We start from the raw sequence: 20,305 nt of genomic DNA on the forward strand, positions 1-20,305 counted from the left end.
CGAAGGTGATTGTTGTGCATCGCTGGGGCTACAGCTTGTCTCAACAACCCAACCCTGTGGTTATGGGTCCCGGCTTTCGCCGGGACGACGTGGGGATGGATATCGCTGATCCCTCACAACGGCTCGTCATCATTGCCGTAGCGATCGACCTTCGGCGTGGCGATGTCGCCGTCCTCGTAATAATCGTCGTCCTGTGGCGCCGCGGGCGGCGGAGGCTTTTTCGACTTGTCGTCGGTCTTGTCGTCGATCTTGCCGCCGCCCTTGCTCTTCTTTCCGGCCTTGGCCATGCGTTTCCCCTGCGCGGGTCAAATCAGCTGCCGGAATTCTACCCCAGTTCGCCGGGGTTTGTAACGTAAGGAGATGGGCGCGGCCGGGTCACACCCGCCGCGCCGGTTTTGCTGGAGCATGATCTTTTCGGAAAGCCGGTCCCCACTTTTCCGGATCATGCTCTAAAACGTCGCGCCCGCCCTGACCATGTAGGTGCGGCCGGGCAGCGGATAGGCCGAGAAGCGGCCGGCCGTGAACGAGCTCGCGATGGCGTAGTCGTAGTACAGCGCGTTGAACAGATTGTTCACGCTGAGCGACCAGAAGAAGCGGTCAACCTGCCCGCTGAGCTTGAGATCGGCAGTGGCGTTGGCGGGAATCCGGCTCTGGGTGTTGGCCTGGTCGTTGTCCATGATGCGCGAGCTCCAGGCCCGCACCGTGGCATCGAACACCAGATAGTTCTGCCAGATATTCCAGGTCACGCCGAGATTGCCGGTGTAGCGCGACACCAGCGGCACGTCGTTGCCGGCCCACATGCCTTCGCGGAACACGGCGCGGGTGATCGCCATGCCGCCGCGCAGGGTGACGGTGTCACTGACCTTCAGCGAGGCGCTGGTCTCGGAGCCGTAGCGGCGGGTGGGGTCGAGGTTGACGTTGTAGAATAGCACCGGGTTGAAATGGATCTCGTTCTCGAGATCCATCAGATAGACGCTGGTCTGCACCTGAAACAGGTTGGTCTTGACGCGCAAGCCGCCCTCGACGTCCTGCGACGTCTGGGTCTTGAGCTGGAAGTTCTGCGGGACCGGGGCGAAGGTCAGCGGGTCGAATGACGGACCCGATGCGACGCGTTCGTCGACATCGGGCGTGCGGAATGCGCGCGCGGCACGGCCGAACACCGAGAAGCTGTCGGTGAAGCGATGCTCGGCGCCGACATGCAGCGCGTATTGGGTCTCGTTGCTGTCGAGCGGCGCCGCCTGCGCGTCGAAGGCAAACGGCGCATTCGGATCGTAGCGATCGCGTGCCGAGACGCTGGTGTTCTGGACGCGCGCGCCGTACGAGAAATCGGTGGTCGGCAGCAGGCCGATCGTGTGCTGCCAGTACCCGGCCACGGTCTGCTGCTCGATGTTGTAGATGTGGGTGGGATCGACGCCCTGATAGGCGCCGCGCGCCTCACGGAACGTCGAATCGTAATAGTCGATACCGGTCAGGATCGTGGACGGCATTCCCAGCACGACGTTCTTGACGCTGAGGCGCGGCGTGATCGACCAGGTCTGCAGCGCGGCGTCATTGTAGGTCGAGGCGAAACTGATGGTCGGCACGGTGCCGAAGAAGCCGCTTTGCGTCTCGCGCTGGCGCCAGCCGCCGTCGACGATGAGGTCGACGCCGTTCATCAGCGTCTTGGTGAATCCGGTGGTGACACTGGCGGTCTGCTGGTTGGCGTAGTCGAAGGGCGTGGTGGCGCCGCGGCGATCGGTGAGCAACTCGTTGACGCCGATCGACGGATCGACCAGCCGTCCGCCGGGCAGGCCGAGCTTCTGGTCGCTGCCGGTGACGGTGAGGAAGGCGGTCAAATCTGGTGTCGTGTAATTGACGTTGCCGACGGCGTTGCGCTGGTCGAGCGCATTGTTGACGCGGTAGCCGTCGGACTTGATGCCGTTGCCGTAGAACGAGGTGGACCACGGGCCGGAGTTGAGTGCCGCGGACACCGCGGCCATGCGGGTGTTGAACGAGCCGAAGCCGCCTTCGGCCCGGATCGTGGCCGGCGGACCGCCGGCGCCGGTCTTGGTGATGATGTTGACCACGCCGCCCACTGCGTTGTCGCCATAGAGCACCGCACCGCTGTTGCCGCGCGTGATCTCGATGCGTTCGATCGAATCGAGCGGGATCGTGGTGAGATCGAAGCCGGCCTTGTCGACGTCGTTGAGGCGGCGGCCATTGAGCAGGAACAGGGTGTTGTCCGAGGCGAACGCGCCGAAGCCGCGCAGGTCGACCGCAGTCTTGGCGCCGTTCGGGCCACCATAGAGTGATTGCAGTTGGACTCCCGGCACCTGCGCGAGAATCTCGGGCAGCGACTGCACCGGCGAATGCGCGATGTCGTCGGCGGTGATCACGGTCGAGGAAGAGCCGACAATGCCGGCGAACTGGCGGCCGCCGCTACCGGTGCCGCCCGTTCCGGTGGCCGGTCCGGTCCCTGTCGTGCTTGATCCTGCTCCACTGCCCACATTGTTGCCTTGCGCGGTGCCCGGCGCCGGGCGGCGCGGCGCCAGCGCTTCGTCAGCGGCCGGCTTGGCGCGCGTAAAATTCTGGTCGCCCGGCTGGGTGATTTCGATGGCCGGCAGCTGATTCGGAGAGGGCACCTGCTGCGCCCGTGCGGTTGAGATGATGATGGTCGGCGCGATCATCGTCGACGCGAGCAGAAGCGCACGGCGGCGCCGGGAGGAAGAGTTGGAGAACATCTAAGTGAGACCTCGGTAACGTCAGTGGCACGTCACCGCGAACCAGTCTCACCATCGTGCTCGCAGGCTCAGCTGCTTGCAGCCTCAGGTGAAGCTCATGCCTGTACTCCCCGACCGGCATCTTCGCGTGTGACCACGGCTGACGGCAGGTCTCCTGGCTCGCGGGTCGTTACCCTTCGTCGCCTTCCCAGGACCGAGATTCCCAGTGGCATCTGACGAAGGATTCACCGCATACAGTTGCGGGGGCAGCCGCGGCATTGGGGAAGTTTCCCCGCACCGCATTCCCTTTTCATCTCATAAAAGAACCGTCATGTTCATCTAGGGTTCGGCCCGGCAGCAATGTCAACCCGGCGGACGTCGGGCAGTGGCCGCGCGGCTACGGTTTTTGGCGGGTGTCGCTTGCCTGCCACGGCGATCGCTGTAAGAGCATGGATCCAATGAGCGTGCAGGATTTTGCCTTGGCGGCCGAGGTCGCGGCGCGGCGCCGGTGGAGCGCCACCGCGGCGCTGCTCGCGCTCGTGGTCCTGCTGCTGGTGCTCTCGCTCGGCATCGGGCCGGTGCGGCTGTCGCCGCTCGCGGTGATTGAGGCGCTGTTCGGCGGCGGCAGCGATGTGGCGCAGGTGATCGTGCGCGAGATCCGGTTGCCGCGCACTATTCTGGCATTCGCGATCGGCGGTATTCTCGGGCTATCGGGCGCCGCGCTGCAGGGACTGCTGCGCAATCCGCTGGCCTCGCCGTCGCTGTTCGGCGCGCCGCAATCGGCGGCATTCGGTGCGGTGCTGGTGATCGCGCTGGGCCTCGCCGATGTGCGCTCCTACGCGCTGCCGGTGGTGGCGATCATCGCCGCGTTCGGCTCGGTGTTCGCGCTGCTTGCGATCGCCGGCCGCAATGCCGGGCTCTTGATCCTGATCCTCGCGGGACTCGCGATCTCGAGCTTTGCCGGGGCTGCGACCGCGCTGGTGATGAACCTCTCGAGCAATCCGTTCGTGGTGCTCGAGATCGCATTCTGGCTGCTCGGCTCGCTGGAGGACCGCAGCTTCCAGCACGTGGCGCTGGCGTTGCCCTTCATCATCGCGGGCGCCGCCGTCCTGCTCAGCCAGGCGAGCGCGTTCCGCGCGCTGACGCTTGGCGAGGAGGCGGCGCAGAGCCTTGGCGTCGATGTCGGACGGCTAAGGTTGCTCGTGATCGCGGGGGCTGCGCTCGGCGTCGGCGGTGCGGTCGCGGTGTCAGGCACGATCGGCTTCATCGGTCTCGTCGCTCCGCATCTGATGCGCCCCCTGATCGGTCACGATCCGGCGCGGCTGCTGGTGCCGAGCGCGCTCACCGGTTCGGCGCTGCTGCTCGCCGCCGATATCGCGGTGCGCATCATCCCCTCGACCTCGGATATCAAGGTCGGCGTGCTGACCTCAATCATCGGCGTGCCGTTCTTCCTCTATCTGATCATGCGCGAACGCCGCGCGCTCGGCGGAGGCGTGGCATGACGCTGCTCTCCGCCACCGCGCTCAACGCTTCGCTCGGCAGCCGCAAGGTGCTGCGCGACGTTTCGCTGTCGCTGGAAGCGGGCCATCTGGTTGCGCTGGTCGGTCCGAACGGCGCCGGCAAGACCACGCTGCTGCGCGCGCTCGCCGGGCTGATTCCATCCGACGGCGAGATCAGGATCGGCGGCGACGCGCTGGCGTCGCTTGCGCTGCGCGAGCGCGCGAAGCGTTTCGCCTATTTGCCGCAGGGGCACATGGTGCACTGGCCGCTGCCGGCGCGCGATATCGTGGCGCTCGGCCGCTATCCGCATGGCGCGACCGATCCTGCGCGGCTGTCGCCAAGGGATATCGAGGCGGTGCTGCGGGCGATGCAGGCGGTCGATGTCACCGAATTCAGCGATCGCCGCGTCACCGAGCTGTCCGGCGGCGAGCGCAGCCGCGTTGCACTGGCCCGGGTGCTGGCGGTGGAGGCGCCGGTGATCCTCGCCGACGAGCCGACCGCCTCGCTCGATCCGCGCCACCAGATCGACGTGATGCAGAAGCTGCGCAACGTCGCCGACACCGGCGTGCTGGTCATCCTGGTGACGCACGATCTCGGGCTCGCCGCGCGTTTTGCCGATCACGTGCTGGTGCTGTCGGACGGGCGGCTGGCGGCGCAAGGCGCGCCCGCTGAAGCGTTGTCCGAGAGCGTGCTGGCCAGCGTGTTCCGCGTCAGCGCCTACCGCGCCGAATTTCAGCGCGAGGCCGTCATCGTGCCATGGGCGGACGTCTGATGAGGCCGGGGCCTCTCCACGAACTCGGCTCACCTCTCCCGCTTGCGGGGGAGCATAGGCCGCCTTCGGCGGCCGTTCCTGAGAAACGCCGAAGCGAGGCTTCGGCTATGTCGCATCGCCAGATGCGATGCGGGTGGGGGCTCTCTCCGCAATATGATTCGCGGCGAAACCCCCACCCTGACCCTCCCCCGCAAGCGGGAGAGGGGGCGCACCTTTTCAATGGCCGCCAGCTTGCCTCACTTCATCTCGGAGCGGTGATGGCGATTCTGCTGTGGCTGATCTCGTGCACTGCCGCGTCCTCCGCCGGACCGCGCATCGTCTCGATGAACGTCTGCAGCGACCAGCTCGTGCTGTCGCTGGCCGACCCGGACCAGATCCTCGGCCTCAGCCGCTTTTCGCGCGATGCCTGGCAATCCTGGGCCGCCGAGAAAGCCCAAAACTATCCGCTTCTGTCGGGCGGGGCCGAGGACGTGCTGCTGCTCAAGCCCGACCTTGTCGTCGTCAGCCTGTTCGACAAGCGCGCGACGCGCGATCTCTTGAAGGCGCAGGGGCTGCACCTCGTCGAGTTCACCGTGCCGCGCACGCTGGACGAGGTGAGGGACCAGATCCGCGCGATGGGCGACGTGGTGCAGCATCCGGATCGCGCGCGAGCCGAGATCGCGCGCCTCGATGCGGCGGTCGCGCGTGCGCGCGCGGTGGCTGATGGTCATCACTATCGCGTGCTGTCGGTGGAGCGCCGCGGCTTTGTCTCAGGCGACAGCAGCCTGATCAGCTCGCTGATGGCGGCGACCGGTCTGACCAATGCCGCGGGCGAACTCGGCTTCAGCGCGGGCGGATTTGCCTCGCTGGAGGCAATCGTAAAATTGCGGCCGGACTTCATCCTGGTGTCGGAGGCCGGCGATCGCGCCCAGGATGAGGGCCGCGCCTTCCTGCTGCATCCGGCGCTTGAACGTTTCTACCCGGAGAGCAAGCGCATCGTGCTGCCGGAGCGGCTCACGGTGTGCGGCGGCGTGATGCTGGCGGATGCGCTGGATCGGCTGACGGCGGAGTTGCAGCGGGTGGCGCGGTGATCCCTCGTCATCCGTCATCCTGAGGAGCGCGTAGCGCGTCTCGAAGGATGTACGGCCCGGATGCTTCCAAATGTTTGCGGAGGGAGCGGGGCCGGCGCCCTTCGAGGCTCGCTTCGCTCGCACCTCCAGCGACAACGGCGAAGCCGTTGCGCGGGGGTGACGGTCTCATATTTCCGTGTGGGCTAGACGGCTACGCGTTTACCCCATCACCACCGGCCCGCCGGCCTTCTTCCACGCATCGATGCCGCCCTCGATATGGGCGGTGTTCGCCAGTCCTGCCTTCTTCGCGGCGGCAACGGCCATCGCGGAGCGCTCGCCGAAGGCGCAGAAGAACACGACGCGGCGGCCGGTTGCTGCCGCGACTTCGCGCAGCATGCCGCCGGGCTGCAAGGTGGCGCAAATGCCGGGATAGGGCGCGTGCAGCGCACCGGGCAGCATGCCGTGCTTGGCGCGCTCGCCGCTCTCGCGCAGATCGACCAGCAGGATATCGGGCCGGCCGAGGCTCGCGATGGCGTCGCGCGCACTGAGAGAGAGGCCTTCCTTGGCGAGCTCGTCCTGGTGCAGGCCGACATGCATATTGGCGGGCAGCACGACATCCATCAGCTTCGGGTTCGGCAGGTTGAGGTTGTTCATCAGCTCGACATAGTCGTCGATCGATTTCACCTGCAGCCGCGGATTGTAGCGCTTCTCCTCGCCGATGGTGGAGACGGTGTCGCCCTTGTAGTCATGCGCGGGGAATACCATGGTCTCTTCCGGCAGCTTGAGCAGCCGGTTGAAGATCGAATCATACTGCGCCCGCGCGCTGCCGTTCTGGAAATCGGTGCGGCCGGTGCCGCGGATCAAGAGCGTGTCGCCGGTGAAGACGCGGTCGCCCATCAGATAGCTGTAGGAATCGTCGGTGTGGCCGGGCGTGTACATCGCCTCGAGGCAAAGCCCCTCGATCGTCACTCTGTCGCCGTCGGAGACCCGCATCGACACCACGTCGGCCTTGCTCTGCTCGCCCATGATGGTGATGCACTGGGTGCGGTCACGCAGCTCGCCGAGGCCGGTGACGTGATCGGCGTGCAGATGCGTATCGACCGCCTTGACCAGCCTGAGGTCGAGTTCCTGCAACAGCTTGCAGTAGCGGTCGGCCTTCTCCAGCACCGGATCGAGGATCAGCGCCTCGCCACCGGCGCGGCTCGCGAGCAGATAGCTGTAGGTGCCGGATACGCTGTCGAAGAGCTGGCGAAAGATCATGACGGCTTACCTGTTCTCCGGGTCGAGTCGTGAAGAGGATATTATTCCATAGATAGGGGCGATTCAAAGCAAATCCATCCCCCGACAATCTGTCTCATCACCCCCGTCGTCCTGGCGAAAGCCAGGACCCATAACCACCGAGTCTGATTATGAGCACGATCGTGGCCCCAGCGCCGCGCAACACAAATGGCTGGGGTAATGGGTCCTGGCTTTCGCCAGGACGACACTGGATGCTTGGTGCCGCTCGAAAGGCTTGCGTTCGCAATGTCCTCCATGGCGGGCCTCACAGGCCCCCCTCTACGGCCGAACGTAACTCCAGCCCTGCTCCTGCAGCTCCATCAGATGGACCACCCCTGACGGTACGATGGTGGCATCCGGGACGACGGAGATCGCGTGGCCCTCGGCCTTCTCCATGCCTTGCCGGGTGTTGTTGCAGGCGGAGAACTGGATCTTGCCCGGAAACACGAAATCCTTGAGCCGCCTGATGCGGTCCTGCACCGGCGAGGTATCGCTGCGCAGCATGTGCACGCCGGGACCGTAGGTGACGATGTCGACCTCCACGTCCTCGTTCCTGGCGCGGTAATATTCGATCACATTGGTCGCATTGTTGAGCGCGAGATTCATGATCTGCGGGTCGTTCTGGTCGACCTGGATCGCGATGCGGTGCGGCTTGTCGGCGGCGAGTGCGCTCGCTGTGAAGGCAAGCGAAAGCACGGCGGCGGCGGCGAGACGGCGAAGCATGGCAGGGTCTCTCATGTGACTGCCGCTCTCTCCGTCATTGCGAGGAGCGAAGCGACGAAGCAATCCATTCTGTCCTTGCGACCAAGCATGGATTGCTTCGCTTCGCTCGCAATTGTGCATGTTCACTAATTCGCTGATTGGATCGCGGTGGTCTTGGTAGCGGCGAAGGCCTTTGGCGTTTGTCCTGCTAGGGCTTGGTGAGGCCTGTGGTTGTTGTAGTAAATCAGATACTCGAACAGCTCATTGGCGAAGTGGTCGAGGTTGTCGAAGGTGGCGCCCTCGATCACGTCCTCGTCGAGGGTGCGCCAGAAGCGCTCGACCTTGCCATTGGTCTGCGGTCGATAGGGTCTGGTGTAGCGGTGCTTGATGCCAAGTTCGAGCAGCATGGCCTCGAAGGGATGTTCCTGAGGATTGTTGCGGGAGGCGAACTCGGCACCGTTGTCGGACAGGATTTCCTGGAAGGCGAGCCCATAGGTGACGTTGAGGGTGTTGATCATCTTCAGCGTCTTGAACATGACTGGCAGTGCCTTCTTGGAGGCCAGGACCTCGGCCCAGGCCAGACGCGAGCAACTGTCGATCAAGCTGACGATGTAGGCCGTGACCGAGGGTGGCGCGAGGAACATATCGCGCGGCAATTGATGCAGATCGACGTGGCCCAGTTCCCCGAGCTTGTCCTTGATAATGCGACGTTTCTCCTCACGCATCGCCGGCGTGCGGCGGTTTAGCTGATGGCGTCGCAGCACCCGGTAGATCGTCACCGGCGAAGGTACTGTGTCCCGCTGCTCGCGCAAGACCGCATGGATCTCGTAACGGTTCATCCCTCGCCTGCGGCAAGCGATGATCTCCGCCTCGATCCCTGCCGGCTCGCGCCGCTCCCGCCATTTGGGGCCGCGGCGGCGCGGCAACAAATCCGCTTCGTCGCCGCTCTGCAAATAGCGATTGTAATACTTACGGAACGTCTGCGAGCAGGTCCCATGGTGGCGGTAGAAATCCCCCACCCGTTTGAACAGCTCCGATCGGCCAGCCTTTACTGCCTCATACTCCGGGATCAGAAATCGCCACTTCTGCAGATAGTTACGTTCGATCGTCCGGTCGTAGCTGTTATCGCGCATCGGATCATCCTCCAGTCGAGCGATCCAATCAGCGAATTAGTGAACATCGACAGCAATGACGGCGGGGGTTAAGGCCGGACCAGCGTGTATCCGTTCTCGGTGAGAAGCAAAATCTGTGCGACGCCGACCTGCACGGGGGTGGCGGCTGCGATGTAGTCGGGCCGCTTGCCGCTGTCGCGCTCGATGGTGTCGACGGTGTTGAGGCAGATATCGACCCGCGCGCCCTGCGCGACCAGGCTCTCGACCAGCTTGCGGTTGGCATTATCAGGCTTGAGCAGCTCGATGCCGGGGCCGAAGGCGACGATCTCGACCGCGACCTTGTCGGGGTCGTAGTGCTTCATCAGATTGCTCGCGACGCTGATGACGAGGCCCTGCTTCTTCGGATCGTTGTCGGAGAGCTGCAGCACGACCTTGTGCTCGGCGAACGGCTTGTCCTGCAGCGGCGCGAGCTGAGCGCGGGCCGGCGGCGCTGCCAGCGCGACCGCCGCAAGGCCGAGCGCCGCGATGAACGCGCGCCGCGTCATCCGTGCCTCGCAATGCCCGGGTTGTCCTCGACGCCTTTCAGCGTCACCCCGGGTTCGTCGCGGTTCGGCGGCCGGCCGGAGCGCAGATGCTTGGCCACGACATCCCAGATCGGCGCGCCGGTCTGCTGGTTGACCGAGGCCCAGCCCGCGACCTTGTAATGCTTGCCGGCTTCGAGATGCTTGCCGTTGCCGAGCTTCAGCTCGGAAATGCGCTTGCCGACGGATTCGCCCGGCGTGCAGGTGTAGGCGAGGCCGCCGACGCGGACCATGTCGCCGCCCTGCTGGTAGTAGGGATCGACGTTGAACAAATTGTCGCAGACGTCTTCCAGCACATCCTTGATCTGGCTGCCGGTCATGCCAGCGACGTAGGTCTCGGGATAGGTGATCGCGGTCTCCGACAGCACGTCGTCCATGGTCAGCGGCTGGCCGGCGAGCGTGGTGAGGCCCCAGCGGAAGCCGGGCGACAGCGCGATCTCGGCGTTGAGCTCGTTCAGCAGCGCATCGCAGATCAGCTGGTCGACGGTGCCGGAGAAATTACCGCGACGGTAAAGCAGGCGGTCGGCCGTGCCGAGCTTGTCGCTCCATTCGTCGGCATGCGGATCGCGCATCTTGTCGATCAGCGTCTGCATCGCCGGATCGGGCTTCAGCAGCTCGGCGAACACCGGCAGCAGGCGGTAACGGACATTGGCGACCTTGCCTTTGGCGAGGTCGAGATCGAGCACGCCGATGAACTTGCCGTTGGAGCCGGCATTGGTCACCAGCGTGACGCCGCCGGCATTGGTCACCGTGATCGGGATCGGGATCGCGTCATGGGTGTGGCCGCCGAGGATGACGTCGATGCCGGTGACGCGGCTGGCGAGCTTGAGGTCGACGTCCATGCCGTTATGCGACAGCAGGATCACCGCCTCGACCTTGTCGTTGTTGCGATGGCCGTCGACGAGCTTTTGCAGCTCCTCGTCGCGGATGCCGAACTTCCAGTCCGGCGTGAAACGCTTGGGATGCGCGATCGGCACGTAAGGAAAGGCCTGGCCGATGATCGCGACGCGGTGGCCGCCGATCTCCTTGATCGTGGACGGCTTGAACACCCGCCCGGAGGCCGGATCGAACGCCTTGGCGTCGTTGAACGCGGCTTCCTCGGTCAGGAACACGTTCTGCGCCAAAAACTCGCCCTTGAAGCGGGAGAGATTGTCGCGCAGCACCTCTTCGCCATAGGTGAATTCCCAATGCCCGGTCATCGCCTCGATGCCGAGCAGGTTCGCGGCCTCCACCATGTCGGCGCCGTTCATGGCATTGGCGAGCCCGGTGCCCTGCCAGAGGTCGCCGCCGTCGAGCAGGATCGAGCGCTTTTCGCCGACATCGGCGCGCAGCTTGTCGATCAGCGTCTTCAGATGGGCAAAGCCGCCGAGCCGGCCGAAGCGGACGGCGGCCTTCTCGAACTCGACGCAGGTAAAGGCATAGGCATCGGCGCTATCGGGCCGGATGCCGAAACGGTCGAGGAACGCCTTGCCGACCAGATGCGGCGGCTGGCCGGCCATCGCGCCGACGCCGATATTGACGCCGGGCTCGCGGAAGAACACCGGCTTCAGCTGCGCATGGGTGTCGGTCATGTGCAGGATGCGGGCGTTGCCGAAGCGTTCGAAGTCGTAGACGCTGGCGGTATCGGCACTGCGCGCGAGGCGGGGCAGGCCGGCCACAAGCGTTGCGGCGGCCGAAGCTCTCAGGAAATCCCGGCGGCGGATGATCATCACTCTCTCCGCGCCCCTCTTCACCTCTCCCGCTTGCGGGGGAGGTCGTATCGCATCGCAGATGCGACACGGGTGGGGGCTCTTTCCACACAATGAACGGGGTGAATCGCGGCGAAACCCCCACCCCGACCCTCCCCCGCAAGCGGGAGAGGGGGCGCAGGGAGCTCGCGGCTCAACCTCATCCCAAACTCATCAGCGAACTTCCATGTCCTTCCAGCGTTCCTTTTCGCTGGTGGCCTGGAAGATCGATGCCTTTGCCAGCGCCTCGGCCTCCTTGGCCTGGGCGACTGCGGTGTCGAAATCACCAGCCTCACCGGCCTTTTTTGCGGCGGATAGCGCCGAGGCTGTCGTAGTCCACTGGTTGCGCAGCAGGCCTGCTTCCTTGTTGGCGGCCTCAGCCGCGGCGTAGGCCGCCTTGTAGTCGGCCTCGGAGGCGGCGAGGGCTGCGGTCGTCGTCGCGATCAGCAGGGCCGACGCTGCGAAGATGGCTCTCATGGCCACACTCATGGCCTGGCTCCCGGCCCCGAGATCGGCAGGCCATTGCTGACATAGGACAGGTAATATTCGAGGTTGCGGTACTCGTCGTCCTGCGGATTGAGCGGCACGCCGCGGATCTGGCTGTTGCAGGTGGTGAAGCGGCGGCTGGTCGTGCCCATGCCTGACCATTCCGAGCGGTAGATAGGCATCGCGTTCAGGATGCCCAGCGCCGGCGCCAGCACCTCGGCGCGGATCCGCTCGCCCGGGCTCTGGATGTGGCAGGTGGCGCAGGAGAAATTGAGCTGGCCGCGGCGGGTGTAGAAATACTCCTTGCCCTTCTGATAGGCCTCCAGCGCGCGCGGATCGTCCGGGATCTTGATGTCCATCGGCTTGCCGCGCGAGGTGAAGGCCATGTAGGCGGTGAGCGCGGCCATGTCGTCCTTCACATAGGAGAACGGCGCCTCGCCATTGGCCTCGCGGCAGCGGTTGAGCGCGAGCTCGAGCGTGACGACCTTGCCTTCCTTCTCGTCGAAATAAGGATAGTTCTGGCGGATGCCGATGCCCTGATTCGGGAAGCAGTCGGCGTAGGTCTTGCCGTTCTTGAACGGCGTCGAGAACATTTCCTTGCCGGCCTCGAGCGAGAACTCGTAGGGCGGAAACTGCTCCTTCTCCTCCCACTGCTTGTGCAGGTCCTCATTCATCGAATAGGGACCGTTGACGAAATCCTCAAGCTTCAGCTTGGGGAATTTGCCGGTGAAGAATTTCTGGAACGCGGCCTTGTCGGCGGCGGGATCGACGGTGCCGGCTGCGTGCACGGCCGGCGCCAGCATGCCGAGCGCCAGCGTCGCGATTGCTGCGCGGATTGCCGAGCGCCGCGTCATTGAATCTTCGCCGTGGTGGTGTCGGTCGCGCCCTTGTTGTCGATCCAACTGACCGTCAGGTCGTCGCCTTTCTTGCCGCCCTTGAAGGCGAACTTGACGTAGGGATCCTTGGAGACGCCGCCGCCCCAGTCGGCGACGAACACCGGCTTGCCGTCATACTCGAAGGTTAGCACCTGGATGAAATGCGGCGGGATGATCTCGCCCTTGGCGTCCTTGACGAAGCCGGAATCCATCGGATGCTGGATCAGCGCCTGCACCTCGGTGGTGTCGCCGTTTGACGTGGCGCGCACGCGAATGCTCGATGCCATCTGGTTTATTCCTCTGTTATCGCAACGGCCCGTCCGCGGGCTCGCTTCACCTCTCCCGCTTGCGGAGGAGGTCGGATCGCATCGCAAGATGCGATCCGGGTGGGGGCTCTCTCCAAACGAAGAGCATCTATCGTGGCAAAACCCCCACCCCGACCCTCCCCCGCAAGCGGGAGAGGGGGCGCAGCGAGTTTGCGGGTTCGATCGATGCTCATCATGTGCACTAGCCGCCGCAGCCGCCGACGGTGACCTTGATTTCCTTTTGGGCGCTGTACAGCTTGCCGCCGGCCTCGACGATCACGGTGACGTTGCTGGTCTTGGCCATCTTGATGCGGTTGGCGACGCTCGGCAGCGTGCCGGCCGGAATCCTGTACGAGGCGATCAGCGAGATCGGGTTCTCGCTGACCAGGAACGAGATCGAGGTGACGTCTGATAGCGTCGTGGTGGCGGAGATCGGCACGACCGCGCCGTTCTCGGCGATCTCCGGTGCGTCCATCTTGACCTTGTCCGAGGGCTCGGCGGTCTTGCCGTAGAGCGCCTTGATCGCGTCGGCCTCGTTCTTCTGCTTGAACGCCTCTTCCGGATATTTGTCGTTGGCAGCGGCGAGCGCCTGCGGCACGTCGAACGGAATGACGCCAAGGCCGATCAGCGCGGCGACGCCCGCGCCCTTCAACACCAGGCGGCGCGTTCCGGAAAATTCGCTGGTCGTGATGTTCATCGAAAGAATCTCCTCAAGCGGATGTCGCCGCGTCACAGCGTCTGCAGGAAGTCCACCACCGCGCCGATTTCCTTCTCGCTCAAGATCCGGTTTCGGCCGAACGGCGGCATCACCGTCTGCGGGTTGCGCTTGGTCTCATCGGTCACGATCGCGATCAGCTCGTCGCGGCTGTATTTCGCCTTGAGGCCGGTCAATTCGGGGCCGATCGTGCCGGGCAGCTCGCCGCCCTTGATGACATGGCAGGTCAGGCAATTGCCCTTGCCGCGGTCGAAGGCGAGCCTCTCACCCTCGGCGGCGGATTGGGCCTGTGCGGGCGCGGCCATGGCGGTGCCCGCCAGCAGCGCCAGGACAAGGGCTGGCTTGGAGAAAGTGGCGATCAAGGACGTTTCCCGGGCTTCAATCTCGATGATCCCATCGCAATATAAAGAGTGGAAAGCACAAAGGCCATCGGCTGGCAACTCGGAGAATAGGCGCGTTGCGACGGGGTTAATGCCAGAGCGAGGATATCTCTCCGTCACCCCCGCGCAACGGCTTTGCCGTTGTCGCTGGAGGTGCGAGCGGAGCGAGCCTCGAAGGGTGCGCGGCCCGGCCGGTGGCCGTGCATCCTTCGAGGCTCGCAAGCGCTCGCGCCTCAGGATGACGGATCAGGCAGTGTCGGCATGCCGGTTCCGGCTTTGCCGATAGGAACAGTCTGATCTAGACACGGCTAACAGGAGAAGCGCGGTGGCGGAGTTTGTGGTGGAGTTCGGCAAGGACGGCAGGCCGGTCGAGGCGGACGGGCGGCTCGACGCGGCAGCGTTCCACCGCAATCACCAGCCGATCTGGGCGGTGCTGAAGGACTACCTTGCCGGCCGATCCGGCGACGTGCTGGAAGCCGGCAGCGGCACCGGCCAGCATGTCGTCCATTTCGCCGGTCGGACGCCCGACATCATTTGGTGGCCGAGCGACCTCCATGCCGCGCATCTGCGCAGCATCGAGGCCTGGCGCGCGCATGCCGGCTTGCCCAACATCCGACCACCGCAGCCGATCGATCTGTCGGATCCGGCCTGGTCGCCGACGCCATCGGACGGCAAAGGTCCGGACAAACTGCTCGCGATCTTCTGCGCCAATGTGATCCACATCGCGCCGTGGCGCGTCGCCGAGGGCCTGTTCGCCGGTGCCACGCGGCATTTGCGTGCCGACGGCCGGCTGTTCCTCTACGGCCCGTTCAAGCGCGGCGGCAAGCACACCGCGCTGAGCAATGCCGTGTTCGACACCTCGTTGCGCGAACGCGACGCCGAATGGGGCGTCCGCGATATCACAGATGTCGAGGCGCTCGCGCAGAGCGTCGGGCTGAAGCTTGACGGCACCTTCGAGATGCCGGCCAACAACATGATCCTGACGTTTGTCCGGAAGGGTGACCTGTAGGGTGGATTAGCCGACTACGTCCGCCGTAGTTCAACGAGCGAAGGCGGAAGGCGTAATCCACCATTGTGACGTGCTGCGAACGAGGCGGGTTACGCGGAGCCTGTCATCGGGCCGCGCTTTGCGCGGACCCGTTGGCTAACCCGTCCTACAAGACCGTGAACGATCAGCTCAGTCGTACGCCAGGCACCATCCATCCCCGCGCAGCCAGCAGCGTTCGTCGGGAATGTCGGCATCGCGGTAGAGCCGCGTCACCTTCTGCCAGCCACCGCTGGCGAAGGCTTCGGCCAGCACCTTTTCCGACGCCTCGTCGCGGCCACCGTCGCAGGGAATGATCGCGACCGGTGAGATCCAGGTGGCTTGATACTGCGCGCCCTCGCGCCGGACACGGAACACCGCGCCGGAGCGCGCGATCTGCTCCGGCGCGCCGCCCTTGAATCCTTCGTCCGACGTCAACGGCAGGATCAGGCGGCCGCCGTCGGCAAGCCCGTCGAGCCATCGCGCGGCCGGCCGGGTACAGCCGGCATTGACATAGATCACGTCGGCCGGATCGAACGATGCGCGCGTGCCGTCGCCCGCAATAATCTCGACATTCGGATAGGGTGCAAGATTGGCGCGGGCGCGCGCGGCAAGCTCCGGGTCGTATTCGATGCCGGTGACGCGGCCGGTCGGTCCGGCCAGATGCGCGAGGAGCGCCGTGTAATATCCGGTGCCGGTTCCGATATGCACCACATGCTCGCCGGCCGCCGGTGCGGCGTGGTGCATGAGGTAGGCGTGCAGCGACGGCTGGCCGTTGTTGAGGCGCCGCTCCGGCAGCAAGGCGATCAGGTCGTTGGTGTAGAGATAGACCGGATCGGCTTCGGGTGTCGGCACGTAGTCGCGGGTCCACCATCGCAGTATCAACCACGGTCCCGGGCCGACGAAGTCCTCGCGGGGAACGGCGGCGAAGGCCTCCATCACCCGCGCATCGGCGACGTTGGCGGCGGCCATGATCTGCTTGGAGTAGGCGGCTCGTACGATGCGAAGTTCGGCTTGCGGGTCCATTGCCACTCCCTGCCTTGAGTTGTGTCATTTGACACACTGTTGTGTGTGAAATAGCATACTCCAACGACGGAGGCCAGAATGAAGAGACGGCTTTATCCGGCCGTGCTGGAGCGCGGGCCGCGCGGCGCGTTCGGGGCGTGGTTTCCCGACTTTCCCGGCTGCGTCGCCGGCGGCAAGTCGCAGGAAGAGGCGATCGAGCGTGCCGAGCATGCGCTGGCGCAGGCGGTGGACGGCTGGGTCGAGCAGGGCCACGCGCTGCCGGAGCCGACGCCGATCGAGCGGATCGTGCCGCCCAAGGGCTCCGACGTCGCCGCCTTCTTCATGGTCGGCGTCGATCCGCCCGATCCGTCCGAGCGGGTGAACGTCTATCTGCCGAAAAGCCTGATCGCGCGCATCGACAAGCGCGCCGCCGAGCTCGGCATGAGCCGTTCGAGCTTCTTCGGCTTTGCGAGCTCGCTCGCGCTCGAATGGCCGGGCGGATATCCGCGCGGCGCCCCGATCGCGCCGCGCTCCAAGGTGCACAAGACCGGCGCGCTGCGCGCCGAGAAGCGGCCGGGCAAGAAGCCTGCGCGGTAGAAGATTGATCATCAAGCGACAAGCTTTCTCACCGTCACCCTGAGGAGGCCGCGCAGCGGCCGTCTCGAAGGGTCGACGGCCCGGCTGGTGGCCGTGCATCCTTCGAGGCTCGCTGCGCTCGCACCTCCAGCGACAAAGGCGAAGCCTTTGCGCGGGGATGACGGGACTAATTGAAGCGCCAAACTTGTACGACGGGAGAGCAGGGTTAACCCTCGTGCGCCTCCCGCATGGCCTACGTCCGTTTGCGCCGGTTGATCGGCCTGCACCCGCTCTCCATAGTGCGCGCGATTGGAGGCTCCCGCCGGGGCTTCAAGGCGGGACTTCAGATGATCGACGTGACAGCTGCGGATGAGGCGAGCGATGACGCGCGGGCGCGCAGCAACGTGTGGCGGCTTGCGGCGGCGCAGGCGCTGACTGGCGCCAATTCGGCCGTGATCTTCGCCACCGGCTCGATCGTCGGTGCGTCGCTGGCGCCCGACATCTCGCTCGCGACGGTGCCGCTCTCGATGTATGTGCTCGGGCTTGCCGCTGGCACGCTGCCGACCGGCGCGATCTCGCGCGCCTATGGCAGGCGGGTCGCCTTCATCGTCGGCACCCTCTGCGGCACGCTCACCGGTGCGCTCGGCGCCTGGGCGATCCTGCACTCGTCGTTCTGGCTGTTCTGCGGCGCGACCTTCCTCGGCGGGCTCTATGGCGCGGTCGCGCAGTCCTATCGTTTCGCGGCAGCCGACGGCGCCAGTGTCGCGTTCCGGCCCAAGGCGGTGTCCTGGGTGATGGCCGGCGGCGTATTCGCCGGCGTGCTCGGGCCGCAGCTCGTGCAATGGACCATGGACATCTGGCCGCCTTATCTGTTTGCGTTCTCCTTCGTGATGCAGGCGCTAGTCGCACTGGTGGCGATGGCGGTGCTGTCGGGTGTCGACGCGCCGAAGCCCGCGGCGGCGGATCTGCATGGCGGCCGTCCGCTGCTCGAGATCGCCAGGCAGCCGCGCTTCATCGCCGCCGCGCTGTGCGGCGTGATCGCCTATCCGATGATGAATCTGGTGATGACCTCGGCGCCGCTCGCCATGAAGATGTGCGGGCTGTCGGTCAGCGATTCCAATTTCGGCATCCAGTGGCACATCGTGGCGATGTACGGCCCGAGCTTCTTCACGGGCTCGCTGATCGCCCGCTTCGGTGCGCCCGTCATCGTCGCGCTCGGGCTGGCGCTGGAGGCTGTCGCCGCGATGATCGGGTTGTCAGGGATCACGGCGCCGCACTTCTGGGCGACGCTGTTCGTGCTCGGCATCGGCTGGAACTTCGCCTTCGTGGGCGCCTCCGCGCTGGTGCTGGAAACGCACCGGCCGCAGGAACGCAACAAGGTGCAGGCGTTCAACGATTTCCTGGTGTTCGGCATGATGGCGATCGGCTCGTTCTCGTCGGGCCAATTGCTCGCCCATTACGGCTGGAATGCCGTCAACATGGTGGTGTTTCCGCCGGTGCTGCTCGGGCTTGCCGTGCTGTCGCTCGCCTCATTCGCCAAGCGGCGGGCGAAATTGCGTGCGGTGGAAGAAATCCCGGATCCCAGCATCTGATTTCCTGCTGCCAATTGCTGACACTTCGATCAGCTTCGAAATGACCGGCTTGCAAGGCTGCTCACATCGTGGGAACGGATTGGTCCGGTCCTGACGATGTGAGAAGCAAGAGCAAGAAATGGACGCATCATCACCCACGCTGCATGACGAATCCGCGCTCGGTTACGAGGGTTGGCGCATCGTCGTCGTCTGCTTCCTGCTTGCGACCTTCGGCTGGGGATTGGGCTTCTACGGCCAGAGCGTCTATGTCGCCGAGCTACACAAGCTGCACGGCTGGCCGGCGTCGCTGATCTCGTCGGGCACGACCTTCTTCTATTTGTTCGGCGCCGCGCTGGTGGCCTTCGTCAGCGAGGCGATCAAGGCGTTCGGTGCGCGCAGCTGCCTGATCGCGGGCACCCTCGCGATGGCGGTTGCCGCGGTTGCGATCGGCGAGGTGCGCGAGCCATGGCAGCTCTATCTCGCCGATGCGCTATTGGCGTTCGGCTGGGCCGGCACCAGCCTCGGCATTATCACCAACACGCTCGGCCTGTGGTTCGACAAGAAGCGCGGCATGGCGATCAGCCTGGCGCTGAACGGCGCCAGCTTCGGCGGCATCGTCGGCGTGCCGCTGCTGGTGGCGGGGATCGGCGCTTTCGGCTTCTCCGGCGCGATGATCGCAGCCGCGGTGGCGCTCGTCGTGGTCATGGTGCCTGTCATCCTGATCTTCGTCGGGCGGCCACCGGTGCATCTGCATGCGGTGACTTCAGCGGCGGCCGATGCGCCGTCGGCGATCCAGGTGCGTGCCCGGGCGCTGCGCGACATCCGTTTCCTCTCGGTGTCGATTGCCTTCGCGCTGGTGCTGTTCGCCCAGGTCGGCTTCATCGTGCATCTGATCGCCTATCTCGATCAGGTGATCGGCCGCGAGCGCGCCACGGTGGCGATGGCGCTGTTGACCGCGATGGCCGTGGTCGGCCGTGTGTCCTTCTCGTTCGTGATCGACCGCCTCAACCAGCGGCTGGCGTCGGCGCTGTCCTTTGTCAGCCAGGCGATCGCGCTCGCCGTCATCATCAATGTGCACAACGACATCGCGCAGATCGCCGCCTGCGCGCTGTTCGGCTTCTCGGTCGGCAATCTGATCACGTTGCCGGCGCTGATCGTGCAGCGCGAGTTCGATCCGCGCGCGTTCGGCGTGCTGGTCAGCCTGATCACCGCGATCAACCAGATCACCTACGCGTTCGGCCCCGGCGTGATCGGGCTGTTGCATGATCTCTCCGGCAGCTACACGCTGCCGTTCTATGGCTGTATTGGCCTGGAGCTGATCGCGGCGGCGGCGATCATGACCCGCGGAAGACCGTAGCCCGGATGAGCGAAGCGTAATCCGGGGCAGGTCGACCCGCGGAGGGACTCCCCGGATTTCGCTGCGCTCATCCGGGCTACGATTTCTTCCGCGGCCGCCGCTCCTTCTTCTTCTCACCGATCTTGCCGGCCGCTGCGACCCGCAGCAGGCGTCGGAAGGTCGGACATTCCATGTGGCTCGGCGCGGGACAGACGGCGGCGTGGCGCAGGCCGTCGCGCATCGCGTTGAGCCGGCGGATGGTGTGGTCGAGGTCGTCGGCCTTGGCTGCCAGCATTTTCCGGTCGATGCGTGGCCTGCCGTCGGGTGCGAACATTCTTGCGATCTCGTCGAGCGAGAAGCCGGAGGCGCGTCCGAGCGCGATCAGGGCCAGCCGGTCGAGCACGGCCGGATCGAACAGCCGGCGCAGCCCGCGCCGTCCATGCGAGGCGATCAGCCCTTTTTCCTCGTAGAAGCGCAAGGTCGAGGCGCGAACGCCCGACAATTGCGCCACCTCCGCGATGTCGATGTCCCGCATGGCCTTGACCTCAAGTTCACTTGAACTGGCAGTGTGCCGCCAGGCGCTTGCCTAAGGCAAGCATCAGGACAGGCAAA

Annotated in this window: 21 protein-coding genes and 1 riboswitch; of the genes, 7 read left to right on the forward strand and 14 right to left on the reverse strand. The window is 65.2% G+C overall.

Annotation, left to right across the window (positions count from 1 at the left end; translation table 11 throughout):
- Positions 1–113: 113 nt before the first annotated feature.
- Positions 114–287, reverse strand: coding sequence for a hypothetical protein (locus tag AAFG07_RS02765; protein ID WP_342725913.1), 174 nt, complete (start codon positions 285–287; stop codon positions 114–116).
- Between the two features lie 162 nt (positions 288–449).
- Entirely contained in the window at positions 450–2,666 is a 2,217-nt protein-coding gene (locus tag AAFG07_RS02770; RefSeq protein ID WP_342725914.1) for a TonB-dependent receptor, read from the reverse strand.
- A gap of 180 nt (positions 2,667–2,846) precedes the next feature.
- A riboswitch (cobalamin riboswitch) is annotated at positions 2,847–3,045 on the reverse strand.
- A 112-nt stretch (positions 3,046–3,157) separates the two neighbouring features.
- Between AAFG07_RS02770 and AAFG07_RS02775 the strand changes: the two genes are divergently transcribed.
- From AAFG07_RS02775 to AAFG07_RS02785, 3 genes are all read left to right on the forward strand, one after another.
- The gene (locus AAFG07_RS02775; RefSeq protein WP_342725915.1) at positions 3,158–4,201 is read left to right on the forward strand and encodes an iron ABC transporter permease; all 1,044 of its coding nucleotides are present in this window, start codon (positions 3,158–3,160) and stop codon (positions 4,199–4,201) included.
- On the forward strand, positions 4,198–4,971 hold the full coding sequence (locus tag AAFG07_RS02780) for an ABC transporter ATP-binding protein (RefSeq protein WP_342725917.1): 774 nt from the start codon (positions 4,198–4,200) through the stop codon (positions 4,969–4,971). Before AAFG07_RS02775 ends, AAFG07_RS02780 begins: the two co-directional genes overlap by 4 nt.
- Before the next feature lie 257 nt (positions 4,972–5,228).
- The gene (locus AAFG07_RS02785) at positions 5,229–6,041 is read left to right on the forward strand and encodes an ABC transporter substrate-binding protein (RefSeq protein WP_342725918.1); all 813 of its coding nucleotides are present in this window, start codon (positions 5,229–5,231) and stop codon (positions 6,039–6,041) included.
- 198 nt (positions 6,042–6,239) lie between these two features.
- On the opposite strand, the gene AAFG07_RS02790 is transcribed toward AAFG07_RS02785, so the two are convergent.
- The 10 genes from AAFG07_RS02790 to soxX all read right to left on the reverse strand — a co-directional run bounded on the left by AAFG07_RS02790 (position 6,240) and on the right by soxX (position 14,106).
- Entirely contained in the window at positions 6,240–7,280 is a 1,041-nt protein-coding gene (locus AAFG07_RS02790) for an MBL fold metallo-hydrolase (RefSeq protein ID WP_342725919.1), read from the reverse strand.
- 297 nt (positions 7,281–7,577) lie between these two features.
- Complete coding sequence (locus AAFG07_RS02795; protein WP_342725920.1) at positions 7,578–8,036, reverse strand: DsrE family protein; 459 nt, start codon at positions 8,034–8,036, stop codon at positions 7,578–7,580.
- A gap of 110 nt (positions 8,037–8,146) precedes the next feature.
- The gene (locus AAFG07_RS02800) at positions 8,147–9,133 is read right to left on the reverse strand and encodes an IS481 family transposase (RefSeq protein ID WP_342725716.1); all 987 of its coding nucleotides are present in this window, start codon (positions 9,131–9,133) and stop codon (positions 8,147–8,149) included.
- A 68-nt stretch (positions 9,134–9,201) separates the two neighbouring features.
- Positions 9,202–9,657 carry a hypothetical protein gene (locus AAFG07_RS02805; RefSeq protein WP_342725921.1) on the reverse strand — a complete coding sequence of 152 codons (456 nt, stop codon included), beginning with the start codon at positions 9,655–9,657 and terminating at the stop codon, positions 9,202–9,204.
- A complete protein-coding gene (gene soxB, locus AAFG07_RS02810) occupies positions 9,654–11,402 on the reverse strand; it encodes a thiosulfohydrolase SoxB (protein ID WP_342725922.1) in 1,749 nt (582 codons plus the stop codon). The genes AAFG07_RS02805 and soxB overlap by 4 nt, the downstream gene beginning before the upstream one ends.
- A 192-nt stretch (positions 11,403–11,594) precedes the next feature.
- Positions 11,595–11,897, reverse strand: coding sequence for a hypothetical protein (locus tag AAFG07_RS02815; protein ID WP_342725923.1), 303 nt, complete (start codon positions 11,895–11,897; stop codon positions 11,595–11,597).
- 8 nt (positions 11,898–11,905) lie between these two features.
- Positions 11,906–12,760, reverse strand: coding sequence for a sulfur oxidation c-type cytochrome SoxA (gene soxA / locus AAFG07_RS02820; protein ID WP_342725924.1), 855 nt, complete (start codon positions 12,758–12,760; stop codon positions 11,906–11,908).
- Positions 12,757–13,068 (reverse strand): thiosulfate oxidation carrier complex protein SoxZ, encoded by a 312-nt coding sequence (gene soxZ / locus AAFG07_RS02825; RefSeq protein WP_092122527.1) that lies wholly within the window; start codon positions 13,066–13,068, stop codon positions 12,757–12,759. The genes soxA and soxZ overlap by 4 nt, the downstream gene beginning before the upstream one ends.
- 220 nt (positions 13,069–13,288) lie before the next feature.
- Positions 13,289–13,783 carry a thiosulfate oxidation carrier protein SoxY gene (gene soxY / locus AAFG07_RS02830; RefSeq protein ID WP_342725925.1) on the reverse strand — a complete coding sequence of 165 codons (495 nt, stop codon included), beginning with the start codon at positions 13,781–13,783 and terminating at the stop codon, positions 13,289–13,291.
- A 32-nt stretch (positions 13,784–13,815) separates the two neighbouring features.
- Positions 13,816–14,106, reverse strand: a complete 291-nt coding sequence (gene soxX, locus AAFG07_RS02835; RefSeq protein ID WP_342729034.1) for a sulfur oxidation c-type cytochrome SoxX — start codon at positions 14,104–14,106, stop codon at positions 13,816–13,818.
- A gap of 400 nt (positions 14,107–14,506) precedes the next feature.
- Here soxX and AAFG07_RS02840 point away from each other — a divergent pair, with 400 nt between their 5' ends.
- A complete protein-coding gene (locus AAFG07_RS02840; RefSeq protein ID WP_342725926.1) occupies positions 14,507–15,190 on the forward strand; it encodes a DUF938 domain-containing protein in 684 nt (227 codons plus the stop codon).
- A 168-nt stretch (positions 15,191–15,358) separates the two neighbouring features.
- Here AAFG07_RS02840 and AAFG07_RS02845 read toward each other — a convergent pair whose 3' ends face one another.
- Positions 15,359–16,231 (reverse strand): methyltransferase domain-containing protein, encoded by an 873-nt coding sequence (locus AAFG07_RS02845; protein WP_342725927.1) that lies wholly within the window; start codon positions 16,229–16,231, stop codon positions 15,359–15,361.
- Positions 16,232–16,309: 78 nt separating this feature from the next.
- Between AAFG07_RS02845 and AAFG07_RS02850 the strand changes: the two genes are divergently transcribed.
- From AAFG07_RS02850 to AAFG07_RS02860, 3 genes are all read left to right on the forward strand, one after another.
- Positions 16,310–16,807 carry a type II toxin-antitoxin system HicB family antitoxin gene (locus AAFG07_RS02850; protein ID WP_223974706.1) on the forward strand — a complete coding sequence of 166 codons (498 nt, stop codon included), beginning with the start codon at positions 16,310–16,312 and terminating at the stop codon, positions 16,805–16,807.
- A 326-nt stretch (positions 16,808–17,133) separates the two neighbouring features.
- The gene (locus AAFG07_RS02855; protein ID WP_342725928.1) at positions 17,134–18,378 is read left to right on the forward strand and encodes an MFS transporter; all 1,245 of its coding nucleotides are present in this window, start codon (positions 17,134–17,136) and stop codon (positions 18,376–18,378) included.
- A 118-nt stretch (positions 18,379–18,496) separates the two neighbouring features.
- The gene (locus AAFG07_RS02860) at positions 18,497–19,714 is read left to right on the forward strand and encodes an MFS transporter (protein WP_342725929.1); all 1,218 of its coding nucleotides are present in this window, start codon (positions 18,497–18,499) and stop codon (positions 19,712–19,714) included.
- A gap of 76 nt (positions 19,715–19,790) precedes the next feature.
- On the opposite strand, the gene AAFG07_RS02865 is transcribed toward AAFG07_RS02860, so the two are convergent.
- On the reverse strand, positions 19,791–20,228 hold the full coding sequence (locus AAFG07_RS02865; RefSeq protein WP_342725930.1) for a helix-turn-helix domain-containing protein: 438 nt from the start codon (positions 20,226–20,228) through the stop codon (positions 19,791–19,793).
- Positions 20,229–20,305: the final 77 nt, after the last annotated feature.

It is taken from the genome of Bradyrhizobium sp. B097 (genome assembly GCF_038957035.1).
Taxonomy (GTDB): domain Bacteria; phylum Pseudomonadota; class Alphaproteobacteria; order Rhizobiales; family Xanthobacteraceae; genus Bradyrhizobium.